Below are 19,857 nucleotides of genomic sequence, written 5' to 3'. Positions count from 1 at the left end.
GTTTAGATAATATGATTAAGTTTTTTAATCGGGACAAAATCGGTCAAGTATTTATTAATCAAATAGAAACAAATTAAGAAGAAAAAAGGAAAATTAAAAAATGTATAACTACCCTATGCGTATTCATTACCATCGCAAGAATGGAGAATACGATACTTGCTCTTTTGTAAAAAGTCAGGACCAGCGGATTGATTTGCTAACCTACAAAGAAGATTATTTTGGTGCCTTATTTAGTTTTGAACATCCAAGTGCTCATCCTCTAGAAAGCTTGAATTTTGTAGTTAATACAGGCCAAACTAGTAAAGAATATGCTATCCGTTTCAATCACTATCCTCTTTTAACAGAGGTCTGGATTTTGGAAGGGGATGACAGGATTTATTATTCTGAAAACCCTGCTATTGCCAGTCCTTTCTATAAAAATCAAAATCCTTTTGCCTTTGATAAGGCTATTAACAGTGCCAGTTTTGACCATCATTGGGGTTACCAAGGAGAATTAGGGTGCCGTGTAGAGGATAATCAAGCTCATTTTGCTCTTTGGGCTCCGACAGCGACAGAAGTGCAGGTTGTCGTTTATGAATCAGCTGCTAACGATGCACCAGTTTGGAAAACTTTTGAGATGGAAAGAGGCAATAGCTACTCCTATAATCATAAGGACAATACAATCGGTGTCTGGAGTTTGGAGGTTGAGGAAGATTTAGTTGGTAAGGCTTATCAGTATCAAGTCCAATTCCCCCATCACCAAACCTTGACACGCGACCCATACACTATCGCAACCAGTCCTGATGGCAAACGTTCAGCTATTCTGAGCCATGCAGAAAAGCAAGTTGAACACTTCGAGGTTAAGCATGGTTCTGATGCTACTTGGCGCTTGGCAAACCCATGTAAGGCAGTTATTTGTGAAATGCACATTCGTGATTTGACCAAATCACCGACCTCAGGTGTGGATGAACATATTCGAGGAACTTTCTTGGGTGCTGCTCAGACTGGAACGGTTAACCAGTACGGTCAGTCAACTGCTTTTGATCACATCAAGAAGCTTGGCTACAATTATGTTCAGTTGCAACCAATCGCAGATCGTCACAAAGAATACGATGAGGATGGGAATGTAACCTACAACTGGGGTTATGACCCACAAAACTATAATGCACCAGAAACGAGCCTTTCAACCAATCCAGAGGATCCTGCTCAGGTTATTCGTGATTTGAAGACCATGGTTCAAGCCTATCACGATGCTGGCATTGGTGTCATTATGGATGTGGTCTATAACCATACCTTCTCAGTTGTTGATGCACCTTTCCAAACAACTGTCCCTGATTACTATTATCGTATGAATCCAGACGGTACCTTCCAGAATGGAACGGGTGTTGGAAATGAAACTGCCAGTGAACACGAAATGTTCCGCAAGTATATGATTGATTCCCTCTTATACTGGGTGCAGGAATACAATATTGACGGCTTCCGTTTTGATTTGATGGGGATTCATGATGTCAAGACAATGCAGATGATTCGTCAGAGTTTGGATGAAATTGACCCTAACATTATCCTTTATGGAGAAGGATGGGATATGGGAACAGGTCTTGCACCTTATGATAAGGCCAAGAAAGACAATGCCTACCAGATGCCAAATATTGGTTTCTTTAATGACAATCAGCGTGATGCTGTCAAAGGTGGAGAAGTTTATGGTGCTATCAAGTCAGGTTTTGTCAGCGGTGCTGCGACAGAGCCAATTCTTGCCAAAGCAATCCTAGGCAGTCGTGAATTAGGAACCTATACACATCCAAATCAAGTACTTAACTATGTGGAAGCCCATGACAATTACAATCTTCACGATTTGTTAGCAACCCTACATCCAGACCAAAGTTCAGAGCAAATCATGCGCAAGGTCGAAACTGCTACAGCCATGAATCTGCTCATGCAGGGGATGGCCTTTATGGAAATCGGTCAAGAATTTGGTCGTACCAAACTGGTTGCGACTGGTGAAAACGGTGAGCTGACCCATGATGATAGAGAACGTGCTATGAATAGCTATAATGCTCCTGATAGCGTGAATCAAGTGAACTGGGACTTGATTAATGAGCGTCAAGATAGTATTGAGTTTATTCGTCAGATGATTCGATTGAAGACAGAAAGCAGTGCCTTTTCTTACCCAACTTATGATGAGATTTACCATCATGTTTTTGTTCATTCAGCCCACGAACATAGTGGTTGGATTGTCTATGAGATTCAAGGGGAAGAACATTTACTGGTTGCATTTAATGCTAAAGGGCAAGACTTCCAGTTTGAAAATGCTGGAAATCTAGAACTATTGATGACCAATAGCCATTTAAGTGATAAAGACATGGTTGGTGGCGTCAGTGCCAGCGTCTTTAAAGTTTTGTAGAATAGATTTACAATTTAAATTCATTTGTGGTGCTTTATCTGTTAATAAAATCAGGAGATTCGTTTCCTGATTTATTTTTTTACTTAAAATTATATTTTTGTTAGCTAAATAACGAACTTTATGATAGTATTATAAAAAAACAATTCGTTTTCAAAGCGTTTCTGAAAATTTCTTGATTTACAAGTGAACACATCAGTGAATTTGTTGAAGACTTTCAAAAGATTTTTTTGCAAATTCCGTAATTTACTTGAATCTTCCCTAAAAAGGTAGTATAATAAATCTATAGAAAACGCTTACAGAATTAGGAGGGTGTATGGATAAGAATAATGCTTTAAAAACCTTTATGACAGGTGAAAATTTTCACCTCCAGCACTATCTGGGAGCTCATAGGGAAGAAAAAAATGGAGAGTATGGCTATACTTTTCGTGTGTGGGCGCCTAATGCTCAGGCTGTTCACTTGGTAGGGGATTTCACCAATTGGGTTGAAAATCAAATTCCGATGGAACGGAATGAATTTGGAGTCTGGGAAGTCTTTACCAGTCTTGCTCAAGAAGGCCAAATTTATAAGTACCATATCACACGTTCAAATGGTCATCAGCTGATGAAGATTGACCCTTTGGCTGTACGATATGAGGCACGACCTGGGACTGGTGCTATTTTAACAGATATTCCAGAAAAGAAATGGAAGGACGGTCTCTGGCTAGCTCGTAGAAAACGTTTGAGCTTTGAAGAGCGTCCTATCAATATTTACGAGGCTCATGCTGGCTCTTGGAAGAGGAATCCTGATGGCAGCCCCTATAGTTTTGCTCAATTGAAAGATGAACTCATTCCTTACTTGGTTGAGATGAATTATACTCACATTGAGTTTATGCCTTTGATGTCTCACCCACTAGGTTTGAGTTGGGGCTATCAGCTTATGGGTTACTTTGCTCTAGAGCATGCCTATGGTCGTCCTGAAGAGTTTCAAGATTTTGTTGAGGAATGTCACTTAAACAACATTGGCGTTATTGTAGACTGGGTACCAGGTCACTTTACTATCAATGATGATGCCTTGGCCTATTATGATGGAACACCGACTTTTGAATACCAAGACCATAATAAGGCTCATAACTACGGTTGGGGAGCACTCAATTTTGACCTTGGAAAGAATGAAGTCCAGTCCTTCTTGATTTCTAGTATTAAGTTCTGGATTGACTTTTACCATTTGGACGGTATTCGCGTGGATGCGGTTAGCAACATGCTCTATCTTGACTACGATAATGCTCCATGGACACCTAATAAAGATGGTGGTAATCTCAACTATGAAGGTTATTATTTCCTTCAACGCTTGAATGATGTGATTAAACTAGTTCATCCAGACGTTATGATGATAGCTGAGGAAAGTTCATCAGCTACTCAGATTACTGACACCAAGGATTCAGATGGTCTTGGCTTTGATTATAAATGGAATATGGGTTGGATGAATGATATCCTCCGATTCTACGAAGAAGATCCGATTTATCGTAAATATGACTTTAACCTGGTGACTTTCAGTTTTATGTACGTCTTCAAGGAGAATTATCTCCTACCATTCTCACACGATGAAGTGGTTCATGGCAAGAAGAGTATGATGCACAAGATGTGGGGAGATCGCTACAATCAATTCGCAGGCTTGCGTAATCTCTACACTTACCAAATTTGTCACCCTGGTAAGAAATTGCTCTTCATGGGTAGTGAATATGGGCAATTTCTAGAATGGAAATCTGAAGAACAGTTGGAATGGTCTAACCTAGAAGATCCAATGAATGCTAAGATGAAGTATTTCACTTCTCGGTTAAACCAGTTTTACAAAGATCACCGCTGTCTTTGGGAAATTGATACCAGCTATGATGGTATTGAAATCATTGATGCGGATAATCGAGACCAGAGTGTTCTTTCCTTCATCCGTAAGGGGAAGAAGGATGATATGTTAGTCTGTATCTTTAATATGGCACCTGTTGAACGAAAAGATTTTACAATCGGACTTCCTGTTGCAGGGATTTACGAAGAAGTCTGGAATACTGAGTTAGAAGAGTGGGGAGGCGTTTGGAAAGAACATAATCAAACTGTGCAAACGCAAGAAGGACTATGGAAAGATTATGAGCAGACCTTGACCTTTACCCTACCGGCTATGGGAGCAAGTGTTTGGAAAATCAAACGTCGCTTGAAACCTACTAAAACCGTTACAAGTAAAAACCAAAAAGGAGTAGAAAATGAAGAATGAAATGTTAGCTTTGATTCTTGCTGGTGGGCAAGGAACTCGTCTAGGTAAACTCACTCAAAGCATTGCAAAACCAGCTGTGCAATTTGGTGGGCGCTACCGTATCATTGACTTTGCTCTTTCAAACTGTGCCAACTCAGGTATCAACAATGTTGGAGTTATTACACAGTACCAACCACTTGCTCTCAACAACCATATTGGGAATGGTTCAAGTTGGGGTCTAGATGGGATTAATTCTGGTGTCTCTATCCTTCAACCTTACTCTGCAAGTGAAGGAAATCGTTGGTTTGAGGGGACAAGCCACGCTATTTACCAAAATATCGACTATATCGATAGTGTTAATCCTGAGTATGTCTTGATTCTGTCTGGGGACCACATCTACAAAATGGACTATGATGATATGCTCCAGTCTCACAAGGATAATAATGCTAGTTTGACAGTCGCAGTTCTTGATGTTCCTCTTAAGGAAGCTAGCCGTTTTGGTATCATGAATACAGATGCAAACAATCGTATTGTTGAATTTGAAGAAAAACCAGCTCAACCTAAATCTACCAAAGCTTCTATGGGAATTTACATTTTTGATTGGCAACGTCTGCGCAATATGCTCGTTGCTGCTGAAAAGAGCAATGTCGATATGTCAGACTTTGGTAAAAATGTCATTCCAAATTACCTTGAGTCAGGTGAAAGTGTCTATGCCTACGAATTTAATGGTTACTGGAAAGATGTTGGTACGATTGAGTCTCTTTGGGAAGCTAACATGGAATATATTTCACCAGAAAATGCCTTGGATAGCCGTAACCGTCAATGGAAGATTTACTCAAGAAACTTAATTTCACCACCAAACTTCCTTGGGGCAAATGCTCATGTGGAAGATTCCTTGGTTGTCGATGGCTGTTTCGTAGATGGAACTGTTAAACATTCTATCCTCTCAACAGGTGCGCAAGTTCGCGAAGGGGCAGAAGTAGTAGATTCAGTTATCATGAGTGGAGCAATTGTTGGTCAGGGAGCTAAAATCAAACGTGCCATTATTGGTGAAGGTGCAGTTATTTCTGACGGTGTCGAAATTGATGGAACAGAAGAAGTACAAGTTGTAGGATATGATGAAGTAGTGGGGGTAGCAACAGATGAAGATTGATAAATATTCTGCCATTTTAGGAAACACAGTTGGTTTTCATGATATGTCAACACTGACAGACCACCGTCCAGTAGCTAGCTTGCCATTTGGAGGTAAATATCGTTTAATCGACTTCCCACTTTCAAGTCTTGCTAATGCAGGTGTCCGTAGTATCTTTGGTATTTTCCAACAAGACAATATTAGCTCAGTCTTTGACCATATCCGTTCTGGGCGTGAGTGGGGCTTGTCAACCCTTCTTAGCCACTATTATCTAGGTATTTACAATACCCGTGTGGAAAGTAGTACAGTTGGAAAAGAATACTATCATCAGCTTCTTACTTATTTGAAGCGTTCTGGTTCAAACCAAACAGTTTCACTCAACTGTGATGTTTTGATTAATATTGATTTGAATCAAGTATTCCACCTACACAGTACAACAAAAGGGCCTATAACTGTAGTTTATAAAAAACTAGCTAAGAAAGACATTTCAGAAGTCAATGCAATCTTGGAAGTGGATGAAACTGACCATGTTCGTTCTCACAAACTCTTTGATAGCAAATCAACAGATGAAGTTTACAATATGTCTACAGATATCTTTGTTGTTGATACACCTTGGTTGATTGAACGTTTGGAAGAAGAAGCTAAAAAAGAACATCCAGAGAAGTTGCGTTATGTTTTACGTGATTTGGCTGCAAAAGAAGGAGCTTTTGCTTATGAGTACACAGGTTATCTGGCAAATATTCATTCTGTAGAGTCTTATTACCAAGCTAACAAAGATATGCTTGAATCGCAAAAATTCTACTCTCTCTTCTCACCAAATCAAAAGATTTATACAAAGGTCAAAAACGAAGAGCCAACTTACTATGCTAATACATCTAAGGTAAGTACTTCTCAGTTTGCCTCTGGTAGTATCATTGAAGGTCAAGTGGCTAATTCCGTTCTATCACGTAATATTCATGTCCATAAGGATAGCCTGGTTAAAGATAGCCTACTCTTCCCTCGTGTTGTTATTGGAGAAGGGGCTCAGGTCGAATATGCTATCTTGGACAAGGGTGTTGAAGTTGAGCCTGGTGTTGTGATTCGAGGAACTTCAGAACATCCAGTTGTCGTTAAGAAAGGTAGCAAAGTAACAGAGGATATTCATTCATGAAAATTTTATTTGTAGCAGCAGAGGGTGCACCCTTTTCAAAAACAGGTGGTTTGGGAGACGTTATTGGCGCTCTTCCCAAATCACTGGTAAAAGACGGGCACGAAGTTGCAGTGATTTTACCCTACTATGACATGGTAGAGGCTAAATTTGGAAATCAGATTGAAGATGTTCTTCATTTTGAGGTGAGCGTCGGTTGGCGCACACAGTACTGTGGGATTAAGAAAACAGTCTTAAACGGTGTGACCTTCTACTTTATTGACAACCAATATTATTTCTTCCGTGGTCATGTTTATGGTGATTTTGATGACGGAGAACGTTTCGCTTTCTTCCAACTGGCTGCCATTGAGGCTATGGAAAGGATTGACTTTATCCCTGACCTTCTCCATGTTCATGACTACCATACAGCTATGATACCTTTCTTGTTAAAGGAAAAATACCGTTGGATTCAAGCTTATCAAGGAATTAAAACTGTTTTAACCATTCATAATTTGGAATTCCAAGGACAATTTTCAGAGGGAATGTTATGGGATTTGTTTGGAGTCGGCTTTGAACGTTATGCTGATGGTACCCTTCGCTGGAACAACTGTTTGAACTGGATGAAGGCAGGTATTCTCTATGCGGACCGTGTTTCAACAGTTTCACCTAGTTATGCTCATGAAATTATGACTAGCCAATTCGGATGTAACTTGGATCAGATTCTTAGGATGGAGTCTGGTAAAGTTTCTGGTATCGTGAATGGAATTGATGCTGACCTATATAATCCTCAGACGGATGCCCTTTTAGACTATCATTTTAATCAGGAAGATTTGTCTGGAAAAGCCCAGAATAAGGCAAAATTACAAGAGAGAGTTGGCTTGCCAGTTAGAGCTGATGTTCCACTGGTGGGAATTGTTTCTCGTTTGACACGTCAAAAAGGTTTTGATGTGGTGGTGGAAAGTCTGCACCATATCTTGCAAGAAGATGTTCAGATTGTTCTTTTAGGAACTGGTGATCCAGCCTTTGAAGGAGCTTTCTCATGGTTTGCTCAGATTTACCCAGACAAGCTATCAGCAAATATCACTTTTGATGTCAAACTAGCTCAAGAAATCTACGCTGCTTGTGACCTCTTCCTCATGCCAAGTCGTTTTGAACCGTGTGGCTTGTCTCAAATGATGGCTATGCGTTACGGAACCTTGCCATTGGTTCATGAAGTTGGTGGCTTACGAGATACCGTTCGCGCTTTCAATCCAATCGAAGGAAGCGGTACTGGCTTTAGCTTTGACAATCTATCTCCTTACTGGTTAAATTGGACTTTCCAAACAGCTTTGGACCTGTATAGAAACAACCCTGACGTTTGGAGAAACCTACAAAAACAAGCTATGGAGTGTGATTTCTCATGGGATACAGCCTGCAAGTCATACCTTGACTTGTACCATAGTTTAGTTAATTAATAGATAAAATCGTATGATGACTTCATACGATTTTTAGGCTATTTTAGAGAGGAGAACTGATGTCTCAAGTAAAAGGCTTGTGTGTTATGGATGTTGATGGAACCTTAATCCTAGAAGAAGTGATAGATTTGTTGGGAAGAGAGGCAGGTTTTGAGGAGGAAATTTCGCAGATTACATGTAGGGCAATGCGAGGAGAGTTGGATTTTGAAAGCAGTTTAAGAAAAAGAGTGTCCTTACTGGAAGGACTTCTTGTTTCTGTATTTGATAAAGTCTTCAACTCAATTCATCGATCGCCAAATGCCCACGAATTCATCTCTATTCTTCAAAAGAATGGCATCTTGGTTGGTCTGGTGTCTGGTGGTTTTACACCAATAGTTGCGAGATTAGCGAAATCACTTGGTATTACCTATTTCTCTGCCAATCAACTTGAAGTCAAAGACGGTCTTCTAACAGGAAAATTAGTTGGACAAATTATCAGTCCCCAGGTCAAAAAAGAGACTCTGGAAAAATGGAGAGAGAAACTAAAACTTCCTCAAGAAAGAACAATTGCAATCGGTGATGGGGCCAATGATCTATTAATGTTGAAGTCAGCGGGACTTGGAATCGCCTTTTGTGCCAAAGAAGTGCTCAAAAAAGAAATACCGAATCATGTTGACAAGAGGGATTTTTTAGAAGTTCTTCCTTTGATTGACTTTTTAGAATGAGGGAAAATATGAAGATTGTAATTGCACCAGATTCATTTAAAGAAAGCTTGACGGCTGAAGAGGTAGCTGAAGCTATTAAAAGAGGCTTACAACAATCGATAGCAGATGTAGAATGTCTCCTCTGTCCTGTTGGTGATGGTGGAGAAGGCACTGTAGATGCTATTCGACATTCTCTTGCCCTAGAAGAAAAATGGGTCCAAGTGACAGGACCTTTTGGACAAAAAGAAGCTATGTGCTATTTTCAAAAAGGTCAACAGGCACTATTTGAAGTTGCCGACTTGGTTGGCCTTGGAAAGATTCCGCAAGAGAAACGAAATCCACTTCAAATCCAAACTTGTGGAATTGGAGAGTTGATCCGTCATCTCATTGCTCAAGGGATTAAAGATATCTATATCGGTGTTGGTGGCACGGCCAGTAATGACGGAGGTATTGGAATTGCTGCTGGTTTAGGTTATCAATTTTATGATAGGGATGGAAATGTCTTGCCGGCTTGCGGTCAGTCCTTATTAAACTTAGCTTCTATGTCAACAGAAAATCGCTATGAAATTCCTGAAGATGTGCAAATCCGTATTTTAGCAGATGTCGTGAGTCCCTTATGTGGTCATCAAGGTGCGACCTACACTTTTGGCAAACAAAAAGGCCTAGATCTTACTATGTTTGCAGAAGTCGATCAGGCAATTCAAGACTTTTATGAAAAAGTCTCACCTGCAACATTGGAAATTAAAGGTGCTGGAGCTGGTGGAGGAATTGCTGGTGGTTTGTGTGCCTTTGCTCAGGCAAGTATCGTATCTGGAATTGATACCTGCTTAGACCTAATCAATTTTGATAAGAAAGTTTCAGATGCTGACTTGATTGTTGTAGGAGAAGGAAGGCTAGATCGTCAAAGTTTAGCAGGTAAAGCGACAATAGGTGTTGCAAAAAGAACCCCTGTCGGAGTTCCTGTTATTGCTATTTGTGGTAGTCTTGCTGAGGATTTACCTTCCCTACCATTTGAAAATATCCAAGCGGCCTTTTCTATTTTGGAGAAAAGTGAAGCTTTAGAAGATAGTTTGAAAAATGCCAGTCTCTATCTGGAGCACACAGCTGTCAATATTGGACGTTTATTAAGTATGAATAAGATTTAGCCAAACCATTTCTTCCATAAGGATGTTTTGGCAGGTTCTTCCTTTTTAACTTCCCAAAGTTTTGCAAAAGCAAGTCGAAGATCCTTTTCTTCTACTTGTACTGGTGCATTGCTATGGATAATCAGGCCAAAAGGAGAAGAAGTATGCTCTTCAGATACAATGGTAGCTTGACTATCAGTTTCTTTAGCTTCTTTTAAGTAGAAAACTTGCTTGTCAAATTCGATATTTGGAGAAATCTTTACAAATAGTGGCTCTGCTGTTTCCTGAAGATTTTCTAAAATAGATAAAAAGCCTTTTTCTAACTGAGGGCTATTTGCTGTGTCAATATCTGCATATCCAAGAACTCTTTCCTCAAAGGTACCAAGATAGCGTCTTTGCTCATCTGGATTTAATTTTGAGCCACCATGAGCTTTTTCAAGTAATTGTTTTGATAAATCTGTCATGAAAACAGTATATCATAAAAGTTAGAATAAAACAGATAAAAGAAAGCGATTACTTTATAAAGTTAAGGAAAATTTGCACAAAGATAACGTTTTTTCTTGAAAAAGGAGGGTATTTAAGGTATTATAGAGGTGTAAAAAATTTAACTCATAAGGAGAGTAAAAAATGTCAATTATTACTGATGTTTACGCTCGCGAAGTCCTAGACTCACGCGGTAACCCAACACTTGAAGTAGAAGTTTACACTGAATCAGGTGCTTTCGGACGTGGTATGGTTCCATCAGGAGCTTCTACTGGTGAACACGAAGCAGTTGAACTTCGCGACGGTGACAAATCTCGTTACGGTGGTCTTGGTACACAAAAAGCTGTTGACAACGTAAACAACATCATTGCTGAAGCAATCATCGGCTACGATGTACGTGACCAACAAGCTATCGACCGTGCTATGATCGCACTTGACGGTACTCCTAACAAAGGTAAATTGGGTGCTAACGCAATCCTTGGTGTGTCTATCGCTGTAGCTCGTGCTGCTGCTGACTACCTTGAAATCCCACTTTACAGCTACCTTGGTGGATTCAACACTAAAGTTCTTCCAACTCCAATGATGAACATCATCAACGGTGGTTCTCACTCTGACGCTCCAATCGCTTTCCAAGAATTCATGATCGTACCTGCTGGTGCACCATCATTCAAAGAAGCTCTTCGTTGGGGTGCTGAGATCTTCCACGCTCTTAAGAAAATCCTTAAATCTCGTGGTCTTGAAACAGCCGTAGGTGACGAAGGTGGATTCGCTCCTCGTTTCGAAGGAACTGAAGACGGTGTTGAAACTATCCTTGCTGCTATCGAAGCTGCTGGATATGTTCCAGGTAAAGACGTATTTATCGGATTTGACTGTGCTTCATCAGAATTCTACGATAAAGAACGTAAAGTTTACGACTACACTAAATTTGAAGGTGAAGGAGCTGCTGTACGTACTGCTGCAGAACAAATCGACTACCTTGAAGAATTGGTAAACAAATACCCAATCATCACTATCGAAGATGGTATGGATGAAAATGACTGGGACGGATGGAAAGCTCTTACTGAACGTCTTGGTGGTAAAGTTCAATTGGTTGGTGACGACTTCTTCGTAACAAACACTTCATACCTTGAAAAAGGTATCGCAGAAGGCGCAGCTAACTCAATCCTTATCAAAGTTAACCAAATCGGTACTCTTACTGAAACATTCGACGCTATCGAAATGGCTAAAGAAGCTGGTTACACTGCCGTTGTATCACACCGTTCAGGTGAAACTGAAGATTCAACAATCGCTGACATCGCAGTTGCAACAAACGCAGGACAAATCAAGACTGGTTCACTTTCACGTACAGACCGTATTGCTAAATACAACCAATTGCTTCGTATCGAAGACCAACTTGGTGAAGTAGCTGAATACCGTGGATTGAAATCATTCTACAACCTTAAGAAATAATCGTTGATTTAACAACGTTTCTAGCCCCTCGGATTTTATCCGAAGGGCTTTTTTTCTGTTCAGGGGGCAAAAAAGAGTCATAACTTTTTAAAAAGGGTCAGTTAATACAAATACGATTCAGCTTATATAATTGAAAATGATGGAAAAAAAGGTGAAATTATGGTATACTTTAACGTAGGACCTTTTTAGAAATTTTGAAAGAGTATTAAAAATTTAAAATGAGAAAAATTGTTATCAATGGTGGATTGCCCCTGCAAGGTGAGATTACCATTAGTGGCGCAAAAAATAGTGTTGTAGCTTTAATTCCGGCTATTATTTTGGCAGATGATGTTGTGACTTTAGATTGTGTACCTGATATTTCTGATGTTGTTAGTCTTGTCGAAATCATGGAGTTAATGGGTGCTACCGTTAAGCGTTATGACGATGTATTGGAGATTGATCCAAGAGGTGTTCAAAATATTCCAATGCCTTATGGGAAAATCAACAGTCTTCGTGCATCTTATTATTTTTATGGAAGTCTTTTAGGCCGCTTTGGTGAAGCTACAGTTGGCCTACCTGGAGGATGTGATCTTGGGCCTCGTCCGATTGACCTACATCTTAAGGCTTTTGAAGCTATGGGTGCTACTGTTAGCTACGAGGGAGATAACATGAAGTTATCTGCTAAAGATTCAGGACTCCATGGTGCTAGTATTTACATGGACACGGTTAGTGTAGGAGCAACGATTAATACGATGATTGCTGCGGTTAAAGCAAATGGTCGTACTATTATTGAAAATGCAGCCCGTGAGCCTGAGATTATTGATGTAGCTACTCTCTTGAATAATATGGGTGCTCATATCCGTGGTGCTGGAACCAATATTATCATTATTGATGGTGTTGACAGATTACACGGAACCCGTCATCAGGTGATTCCAGACCGTATTGAAGCAGGAACATATATTTCTTTAGCTGCTGCAGTCGGTAAGGGAATTCGTATTAATAATGTTCTTTATGAACACTTAGAAGGATTCATCGCTAAGTTGGAAGAAATGGGAGTGAGAATGACTGTATCGGAGGACAGTATTTTTGTCGAAGAACAGTCTAATTTGAAAGCAATCAATATTAAGACAGCTCCTTATCCTGGTTTTGCTACTGACTTGCAACAACCAATTACTCCTCTTCTATTAACAGCAGAGGGGCGTGGTACCATTATTGATACCATTTATGAAAAACGAGTAAACCATGTTTTTGAACTAGCAAAGATGGACGCAGATATTACGACTACAAACGACCATATTTTATATACTGGTGGACGTGTTTTGCGTGGTGCAAATGTAAAAGCTACTGACCTTAGAGCTGGGGCTGCACTTGTCATTGCTGGTTTGATGGCTGAAGGTAAAACTGAAATTACAAATATTGAGTTCATCTTACGTGGTTATTCAGATATTATTGAAAAATTACGTAATCTAGGAGCGGATATTACACTTGTTGAAGAATAAACCGTAGAGGTGTTTATGAATATTTGGACCAAATTAGCAATGTTTTCTTTTTTTGAAACGGATCGCTTGTATTTGCGTCCTTTCTTTTTTAGTGATAGTCAAGACTTTCATGAGATAGCTTCAAATCCCGAAAATCTCCAATTTATTTTTCCGACTCAGGCAAGTCTGGAAGAAAGCCAATATGCACTAGCTAATTACTTTATGAAGTCACCTTTGGGAGTGTGGGCAATTTGTGACAAGAAAACTGAAAAAATGATTGGTTCAATTAAGTTTGAAAAGATAGATGAAATTAAAAAAGAAGCAGAACTTGGTTATTTTTTGAGAACAGATTTTTGGTCGCAAGGATTTATGACAGAGGTTGTTAGAAAAATCTGTAAGCTTGCTTTTGAAGAATTTGGTTTAAAACAATTAGCCATCATTACTCACCTTGAAAATGAAGCTAGCCAAAGGGTTGCTCTTAAGGCTGGATTTCGATTGATTCGTCAGTTTAAAGGAAGTGATCGCTATACAAGGAAAATGCGTGATTATCTTGAGTTTCGCTTTGTAAAGGGAGAAATTAATGAGTAAACACCAAGAAATTCTAAGTTATTTGGAAGAACTACCTGTTGGTAAAAGGGTCAGTGTTCGAAGCATTTCCAATCATCTGGGAGTCAGTGATGGAACGGCCTATCGGGCTATAAAGGAAGCTGAAAACCGTGGAATTGTAGAGACTCGCCCAAGAAGTGGTACTATCCGTGTTAAATCTCAAAAAGTTGCTATAGAGAGATTAACTTTTGCTGAAATTGCAGAAGTGACTTCTTCTGAGGTTCTGGCTGGTCAAGAAGGTTTAGAGAGAGAATTTAGTAAGTTCTCAATCGGTGCCATGACTGAGCAAAATATTTTGTCTTACCTTCATGATGGGGGACTTTTGATTGTCGGAGATCGGACTCGTATTCAATTGTTAGCATTAGAAAATGAAAATGCAGTCCTGGTTACAGGTGGATTTCAGGTCCATGATGATGTACTTAAACTGGCCAATCAAAAAGGAATTCCAGTTCTGAGAAGCAAGCATGACACATTCACCGTCGCGACCATGATCAATAAAGCCTTGTCAAATGTTCAAATTAAAACAGATATTTTGACAGTTGAGAAACTTTATCGCCCTTGTCACGAATATGGATTTCTAAGAGAGACTGACACTGTTAAAGATTATTTGGACTTGGTACGTAAGAATCGTAGCAGTCGTTTCCCTGTTATTAATCAACATCAGGTTGTTGTTGGAATTGTAACCATGAGAGACGCAGGTGATAAGTCACCAAGTACCACAATTGATAAGGTCATGTCTCGTAGTCTATTTTTGGTTGGATTATCGACAAATATTGCCAATGTCAGTCAACGGATGATTGCTGAAGACTTTGAAATGGTACCGGTTGTTCGAAATAATCAAACCTTGCTTGGGGTTGTAACCAGACGAGATGTCATGGAGAAGATGAGTCGTTCCCAAGTTTCTGCTCTACCTACTTTTTCTGAACAGATTGGTCAAAAACTTTCTTATCACCATGATGAAGTAGTTATTACAGTGGAACCCTTTATGCTAGAGAAGAACGGTGTTTTGGCTAATGGTGTATTGGCAGAGATACTGACTCATATGACCCAAGATTTAGTTGTGAATAGTGGGCGCAATCTCATCATCGAGCAGATGCTAATCTACTTTTTGCAGGCTGTTCAGATAGATGATACACTGCGCATTCAAGCACGCATTATCCACCATACTAGACGGTCAGCTATTATTGATTACGATATTTATCATGGTCATCAGATTGTTTCAAAAGCAAATGTAACCGTTAAAATTAATTAGAAACTAGGAGAAAAAATGATAACATTAAAATCAGCTCGTGAAATCGAAGCTATGGATAAGGCTGGGGATTTTCTAGCAAGTATTCATATCGGCTTGCGTGATTTGATTAAGCCTGGCGTAGATATGTGGGAAGTTGAAGAGTATGTTCGCCGTCGTTGTAAGGAAGAAAATTTCCTTCCGCTTCAGATTGGAGTTGACGGTGCAATGATGGACTATCCTTATGCTACCTGTTGCTCTCTTAATGATGAAGTGGCTCATGCTTTCCCTCGTCACTATATCTTGAAAGATGGTGATTTGCTCAAAGTTGATATGGTTTTGGGAGGCCCAATTGCTAAATCCGACCTGAATGTCTCAAAATTAAACTTCAACAATGTTGAACAAATGAAAAAATACACTCAGAGCTATTCTGGTGGTCTTGCAGACTCATGTTGGGCTTATGCTGTTGGTACACCGTCCGAAGAAGTGAAAAACTTGATGGATGTAACTAAAGAAGCTATGTACAAGGGGATTGAGCAAGCTGTTGTTGGAAACCGTATCGGTGATATTGGAGCAGCGATTCAAGAATACGCTGAAAGTCGTGGTTACGGTGTAGTGCGTGATTTGGTTGGTCATGGTGTTGGCCCAACCATGCACGAAGAACCAATGGTTCCTAACTATGGTATTGCTGGTCGTGGGCTTCGTCTCCGTGAAGGAATGGTCTTAACCATTGAACCAATGATCAATACTGGTGACTGGGAAATTGATACAGATATGAAAACTGGCTGGGCGCATAAGACCATTGACGGTGGTTTATCTTGTCAATATGAACACCAATTCGTGATTACGAAAGATGGACCTGTTATCTTGACTAGCCAAGGTGAAGAAGGAACTTATTAATAAAAAGTGAAAAGGCTGCTGGAAGTTTATTTTGAAACAATTCAGTAGATCGTTTCATAATTAAATAAACGCATTGTATCAAGTTCTAGGTAGCTTATATGATGCGTTTTTCTGATTTTAAGATTCTTAATTCAATCTCTTGTTCTTTATTAGGATTTCAAAAACAAAATTCTTCTAAACTGCTACACTTCAGGTGAAAAAAACGACATTTCAGATTTTCTGCTCCAGAAATAGCTTTCACTATGATATAATTATTTTATGATTATTACTATTCCTATAAAAAATCAAAAAGATATTGGCACACCATCCGATTCGGTCGTTGTTCTCGGCTATTTTGATGGTATACATAAGGGACATCAAGAACTATTTCGTGTTGCCAATAAGGCTGCGAGAAAGGATTTATTGCCTATCGTAGTTATGACCTTTAATGAATCTCCAAAGATTGCTTTAGAGCCTTATCATCCGGATTTGTTTTTGCATATTTTGAACCCTGCTGAACGTGAGAGAAAATTAAAGCGTGAAGGTGTAGAAGAATTGTATCTCCTTGATTTTAGTAGCAAATTTGCTAGTCTCACAGCAGAAGAATTTTTTGCGACTTATATCAAGGCTATGAATGCCAAAATTATTGTTGCAGGTTTTGATTATACATTTGGTTCTGACAAAAAAACGGCAGAAGATTTAAAGAATTACTTTGATGGAGAAGTTATCATTGTCCCACCTGTAGAAGATGAGAAAGGAAAGATTAGTTCAACTCGTATCCGTCAAGCTATTTTAGATGGCAATGTGAAAGAAGCAGGAGAACTTTTGGGGGCACCGCTTCCATCCAGAGGTATGGTAGTTCATGGTAACGCTCGTGGTCGTACGATTGGTTATCCGACAGCGAATTTAGTGCTTTTAGATCGTACTTATATGCCAGCAGATGGTGTTTATGTTGTTGATGTTGAGATTCAAAGACAGAAGTATCGCGCTATGGCTAGTGTTGGAAAAAATGTGACTTTTGATGGAGAAGAAGCACGTTTTGAAGTCAATATTTTTGATTTTAATCAAGATATTTATGGGGAAACCGTCATGGTTTATTGGCTTGATCGTATTCGAGATATGACCAAATTTGACTCAGTCGACCAATTAGTGGATCAGTTAAAGGCTGATGAAGAAGTAGCTCGAAATTGGTCTTAAGAGTTTGGGTAATTAAAAAAGAGGTTGTCTGTAACCCAAAAGATAGATGATGTAGTCTAACTTTTGAGGTCACTACAAGACCTCTTTTTATTCTTTTTCAAAGGTAAATCCTTCTCCAAGGATTTCGTGGGCTTCTGTAATAGTTATAAAGGCTTGAGGATCAATTCGATGAATCATTTCCTTCATTTTCACAATTTCATTTCTTCCGACAATACAGTAGATAATCTTCAAATCTTTTTGACTATAGTAGCCTTGACCTGAGATGAAAGTAACGCCTCTACCTAGGTCATCATTAATCGCCTTAGCAAGTTGGTCAGGACGTTTCGTAATAATCATAAAGCCTTTACCTGCGTAGCCACCTTCGCCAATCAAATCAATGACACGCGAAACGATAAAATCAAATAAGAGCGTGTAGGAAACCAATCTCAAATCCTTGAAGATTAGGAGAATAAGCATGAGAATACAAAAATCTAAGATAAAAAGCAGTTTCCCCATGGATATATGAGTGTATTTATTGAGAATACGAGCTAGAATATCAGTACCACCAGTTGTACCTCCAGCATTAAAGATAATACCAAGACCAATTCCCAATAGAATTCCAGCTATGAGGGCTGTAATCAGTAAATCACCTTGCAGATCAATATGAAGGGGAATCCGCTCAAAAATAGCCAACCAAGCGGACAAAGCTAAGGTTCCTAGTAAACTAGAATAGAGGGATTTGGCTCCAAAGATTTTCCAAGCTAGGATGAAAAGGGGAATATTAATCAGCAAGTTCATGAGAGAAACAGGGATTTTAAAAAGATAAAAGGTGATGAGGGTAATACCTGTCGCCCCTCCTTCAAAGAGATGATGGGGAACTACAAAATAAGTTAGCCCAAAAGCATAAATAGCAGCACCTAGTAAAATGGTTAAAATGGGATAAATTTTTTTTATCATAGGAACCTCTTTTCTTATAAGTAGATTATATCAAATTTTTAAGGAAAATTTGAATGACTCCATTAGGATTTTTAATCTTTTTTTGATATAATTAAGAGTAAGAAAACCAATCTGAATCCTAAAATAGAAAGATTGCAACTATGACAAAAATTAAGATTGTAACCGATTCATCTGTTACTATTGAACCAGAACTAGTAAAACAATTAGATATCACTGTTGTTCCACTATCTGTAATGATTGATAATGTTGTTTATTCTGATGCTGATTTGAAAGAAGAAGGTAAATTTCTTCAGTTAATGCAAGAAAGTAAGAATCTTCCTAAAACAAGTCAGCCACCTGTAGGTGTCTTTGCTGAAGTGTTTGAAGACCTATCTAAGGATGGTAGCCAGATTCTTGCTATTCATATGTCCCATGCTCTTTCAGGGACTGTAGAAGCAGCGCGTCAAGGTGCCAGCCTGTCTACTGCCGATGTGACAGTTATCGATAGTTCCTTCACTGACCAAGCCTTGAAATTCCAAGTTGTTGAGGCTGCGAAATTAGCACAAGAAGGCAAAGAGATGGCGGAAATTTTATCTCACGTTGAAGAGGTAAAAAACCATACGGAGCTCTACATTGGTGTTTCTACTCTAGAAAACCTAGTAAAAGGTGGACGAATTGGCCGTGTAACTGGATTGTTGAGCTCCCTTCTCAATATCCGTGTTGTCATGCAAATGAAAGACCATGAATTGCAGCCAATTGTTAAAGGTCGTGGAGCTAAAACCTTTAAAAAATGGTTAGATGAGTTAACAATAACTCTCTCTGAACGTTCTGTAGCAGAGATTGGAATTTCATATTCTGGTAGTGCTGATTGGGCAAAAGAGATGAAAGAAAGTTTACAAGCTTATGTTGAAAAGCCAATTTCTGTTTTGGAAACGGGTTCCATTATTCAAACTCACACGGGTGAGAACGCTTGGGCTATTTTGGTACGTTACCACTCCTAAAAAAATAAAGAAAATGGGAAGAAATAGCGTTTTTAACTTGACCTAAAAGGGATTTTAGGATATGATTATATTTGTTAATTAGAAATTAAATTGGAGGAATCATTAACATGGCAAACAAACAAGATTTGATCGCTAAAGTAGCAGAAGCTACAGAATTGACTAAGAAAGACTCAGCAGCAGCAGTTGAAGCTGTATTCGCAGCAGTAACTGAGTACCTTGCAGCTGGTGAAAAAGTTCAATTGATCGGTTTTGGTAACTTTGAAGTTCGTGAGCGTGCTGCACGTAAAGGTCGCAACCCACAAACTGGTAAAGAAATCAAAATTGCAGCTTCTAAAGTTCCAGCATTCAAAGCTGGTAAAGCTCTTAAAGACGCTGTTAAATAATCAACCTTCCAAATGCCTACTGTATCAAGCTTTCTAGCTTGGGCAGTAGGCTTTTTTGTGTATAGGGGGCAAAAAAGGGGCTAGAATCTGAATGAACTAGTAGCGGAAAATCTTTCAAATACAGACTAATTCAATTTGC

Annotated in this window: 17 protein-coding genes; 15 read left to right on the top strand and 2 right to left on the bottom strand. The window is 39.2% G+C overall.

The annotated features are described in order from the left end of the window. The first annotated feature begins 100 nt into the window (after positions 1 to 100). From pulA to JQ841_RS00485, 7 genes are all read left to right on the top strand, one after another. Complete coding sequence (gene pulA / locus JQ841_RS00515) at positions 101 to 2,380, top strand: type I pullulanase (protein WP_203179795.1); 2,280 nt, start codon at positions 101 to 103, stop codon at positions 2,378 to 2,380. A 313-nt stretch (positions 2,381 to 2,693) separates the two neighbouring features. Continuing rightward, positions 2,694 to 4,622: a 1,4-alpha-glucan branching protein GlgB gene (gene glgB, locus JQ841_RS00510; protein ID WP_203179794.1), complete on the top strand. Its 1,929-nt coding sequence runs from the start codon at positions 2,694 to 2,696 to the stop codon at positions 4,620 to 4,622. Beyond that, on the top strand, positions 4,612 to 5,754 hold the full coding sequence (locus JQ841_RS00505; RefSeq protein WP_020902830.1) for a glucose-1-phosphate adenylyltransferase: 1,143 nt from the start codon (positions 4,612 to 4,614) through the stop codon (positions 5,752 to 5,754). The genes glgB and JQ841_RS00505 overlap by 11 nt, the downstream gene beginning before the upstream one ends. After that, entirely contained in the window at positions 5,744 to 6,883 is a 1,140-nt protein-coding gene (glgD, locus tag JQ841_RS00500; RefSeq protein WP_203179793.1) for a glucose-1-phosphate adenylyltransferase subunit GlgD, read from the top strand. Before JQ841_RS00505 ends, glgD begins: the two co-directional genes overlap by 11 nt. After that, positions 6,880 to 8,313 carry a glycogen synthase GlgA gene (gene glgA / locus JQ841_RS00495; protein ID WP_203179792.1) on the top strand — a complete coding sequence of 478 codons (1,434 nt, stop codon included), beginning with the start codon at positions 6,880 to 6,882 and terminating at the stop codon, positions 8,311 to 8,313. The genes glgD and glgA overlap by 4 nt, the downstream gene beginning before the upstream one ends. 59 nt (positions 8,314 to 8,372) lie before the next feature. Beyond that, a complete protein-coding gene (gene serB / locus JQ841_RS00490) occupies positions 8,373 to 9,017 on the top strand; it encodes a phosphoserine phosphatase SerB (RefSeq protein WP_203179791.1) in 645 nt (214 codons plus the stop codon). 8 nt (positions 9,018 to 9,025) lie between these two features. Then, the gene (locus JQ841_RS00485) at positions 9,026 to 10,141 is read left to right on the top strand and encodes a glycerate kinase (protein WP_203179790.1); all 1,116 of its coding nucleotides are present in this window, start codon (positions 9,026 to 9,028) and stop codon (positions 10,139 to 10,141) included. Here the strand turns inward: JQ841_RS00485 and JQ841_RS00480 are convergent. Continuing rightward, positions 10,138 to 10,584 carry a DUF1694 domain-containing protein gene (locus JQ841_RS00480; protein ID WP_203179789.1) on the bottom strand — a complete coding sequence of 149 codons (447 nt, stop codon included), beginning with the start codon at positions 10,582 to 10,584 and terminating at the stop codon, positions 10,138 to 10,140. The genes JQ841_RS00485 and JQ841_RS00480 overlap by 4 nt on opposite strands. Before the next feature lie 163 nt (positions 10,585 to 10,747). On the opposite strand from JQ841_RS00480, the gene eno reads away from it, so the two are divergent. From eno to JQ841_RS00450, 6 genes are all read left to right on the top strand, one after another. Continuing rightward, the gene (eno, locus tag JQ841_RS00475; protein WP_000022821.1) at positions 10,748 to 12,052 is read left to right on the top strand and encodes a surface-displayed alpha-enolase; all 1,305 of its coding nucleotides are present in this window, start codon (positions 10,748 to 10,750) and stop codon (positions 12,050 to 12,052) included. A 218-nt stretch (positions 12,053 to 12,270) separates the two neighbouring features. Next, positions 12,271 to 13,530, top strand: coding sequence for a UDP-N-acetylglucosamine 1-carboxyvinyltransferase (locus JQ841_RS00470; RefSeq protein WP_203179788.1), 1,260 nt, complete (start codon positions 12,271 to 12,273; stop codon positions 13,528 to 13,530). A 15-nt stretch (positions 13,531 to 13,545) separates the two neighbouring features. Next, the gene (locus JQ841_RS00465; protein WP_203179802.1) at positions 13,546 to 14,097 is read left to right on the top strand and encodes a GNAT family N-acetyltransferase; all 552 of its coding nucleotides are present in this window, start codon (positions 13,546 to 13,548) and stop codon (positions 14,095 to 14,097) included. Beyond that, complete coding sequence (spxR, locus tag JQ841_RS00460; RefSeq protein WP_203179787.1) at positions 14,090 to 15,367, top strand: CBS-HotDog domain-containing transcription factor SpxR; 1,278 nt, start codon at positions 14,090 to 14,092, stop codon at positions 15,365 to 15,367. The genes JQ841_RS00465 and spxR overlap by 8 nt, the downstream gene beginning before the upstream one ends. 15 nt (positions 15,368 to 15,382) lie before the next feature. Continuing rightward, positions 15,383 to 16,243, top strand: a complete 861-nt coding sequence (locus tag JQ841_RS00455; RefSeq protein WP_000631543.1) for a methionyl aminopeptidase — start codon at positions 15,383 to 15,385, stop codon at positions 16,241 to 16,243. Positions 16,244 to 16,501: 258 nt separating this feature from the next. After that, entirely contained in the window at positions 16,502 to 17,419 is a 918-nt protein-coding gene (locus JQ841_RS00450; protein ID WP_000587433.1) for a bifunctional riboflavin kinase/FAD synthetase, read from the top strand. Between the two features lie 87 nt (positions 17,420 to 17,506). On the opposite strand, the gene JQ841_RS00445 is transcribed toward JQ841_RS00450, so the two are convergent. Then, positions 17,507 to 18,355: a YitT family protein gene (locus JQ841_RS00445; RefSeq protein ID WP_203179786.1), complete on the bottom strand. Its 849-nt coding sequence runs from the start codon at positions 18,353 to 18,355 to the stop codon at positions 17,507 to 17,509. Positions 18,356 to 18,495: 140 nt separating this feature from the next. On the opposite strand from JQ841_RS00445, the gene JQ841_RS00440 reads away from it, so the two are divergent. Beyond that, positions 18,496 to 19,335, top strand: coding sequence for a DegV family protein (locus tag JQ841_RS00440; RefSeq protein WP_203179785.1), 840 nt, complete (start codon positions 18,496 to 18,498; stop codon positions 19,333 to 19,335). Between the two features lie 107 nt (positions 19,336 to 19,442). Then, entirely contained in the window at positions 19,443 to 19,718 is a 276-nt protein-coding gene (locus JQ841_RS00435) for an HU family DNA-binding protein (RefSeq protein WP_001284640.1), read from the top strand. The last annotated feature ends 139 nt before the right edge of the window (positions 19,719 to 19,857 follow it).

Source organism: Streptococcus mitis (assembly GCF_905187535.1).
In the GTDB taxonomy this organism is placed as follows: domain Bacteria; phylum Bacillota; class Bacilli; order Lactobacillales; family Streptococcaceae; genus Streptococcus; species Streptococcus mitis_BS.
The sequence above is the reverse complement of the archived record's forward strand: the minus strand, read 5'-3'. Positions and strand labels throughout refer to the sequence as shown.

Bases quoted from the DNA above. Each gene is read 5' to 3' on its own strand.
- pulA (WP_203179795.1), top strand. From the start codon at position 101: ATGTATAACTACCCTATGCGTATTCATTACCATCGCAAGAATGGAGAA.
- glgB (WP_203179794.1), top strand. From the start codon at position 2,694: ATGGATAAGAATAATGCTTTAAAAACCTTTATGACAGGTGAAAATTTT.
- JQ841_RS00505 (WP_020902830.1), top strand. From the start codon at position 4,612: ATGAAGAATGAAATGTTAGCTTTGATTCTTGCTGGTGGGCAAGGAACT.
- glgD (WP_203179793.1), top strand. From the start codon at position 5,744: ATGAAGATTGATAAATATTCTGCCATTTTAGGAAACACAGTTGGTTTT.
- glgA (WP_203179792.1), top strand. From the start codon at position 6,880: ATGAAAATTTTATTTGTAGCAGCAGAGGGTGCACCCTTTTCAAAAACA.
- serB (WP_203179791.1), top strand. From the start codon at position 8,373: ATGTCTCAAGTAAAAGGCTTGTGTGTTATGGATGTTGATGGAACCTTA.
- JQ841_RS00485 (WP_203179790.1), top strand. From the start codon at position 9,026: ATGAAGATTGTAATTGCACCAGATTCATTTAAAGAAAGCTTGACGGCT.
- JQ841_RS00480 (WP_203179789.1), bottom strand. From the start codon at position 10,584: ATGACAGATTTATCAAAACAATTACTTGAAAAAGCTCATGGTGGCTCA.
- eno (WP_000022821.1), top strand. From the start codon at position 10,748: ATGTCAATTATTACTGATGTTTACGCTCGCGAAGTCCTAGACTCACGC.
- JQ841_RS00470 (WP_203179788.1), top strand. From the start codon at position 12,271: ATGAGAAAAATTGTTATCAATGGTGGATTGCCCCTGCAAGGTGAGATT.
- JQ841_RS00465 (WP_203179802.1), top strand. From the start codon at position 13,546: ATGAATATTTGGACCAAATTAGCAATGTTTTCTTTTTTTGAAACGGAT.
- spxR (WP_203179787.1), top strand. From the start codon at position 14,090: ATGAGTAAACACCAAGAAATTCTAAGTTATTTGGAAGAACTACCTGTT.
- JQ841_RS00455 (WP_000631543.1), top strand. From the start codon at position 15,383: ATGATAACATTAAAATCAGCTCGTGAAATCGAAGCTATGGATAAGGCT.
- JQ841_RS00450 (WP_000587433.1), top strand. From the start codon at position 16,502: ATGATTATTACTATTCCTATAAAAAATCAAAAAGATATTGGCACACCA.
- JQ841_RS00445 (WP_203179786.1), bottom strand. From the start codon at position 18,355: ATGATAAAAAAAATTTATCCCATTTTAACCATTTTACTAGGTGCTGCT.
- JQ841_RS00440 (WP_203179785.1), top strand. From the start codon at position 18,496: ATGACAAAAATTAAGATTGTAACCGATTCATCTGTTACTATTGAACCA.
- JQ841_RS00435 (WP_001284640.1), top strand. From the start codon at position 19,443: ATGGCAAACAAACAAGATTTGATCGCTAAAGTAGCAGAAGCTACAGAA.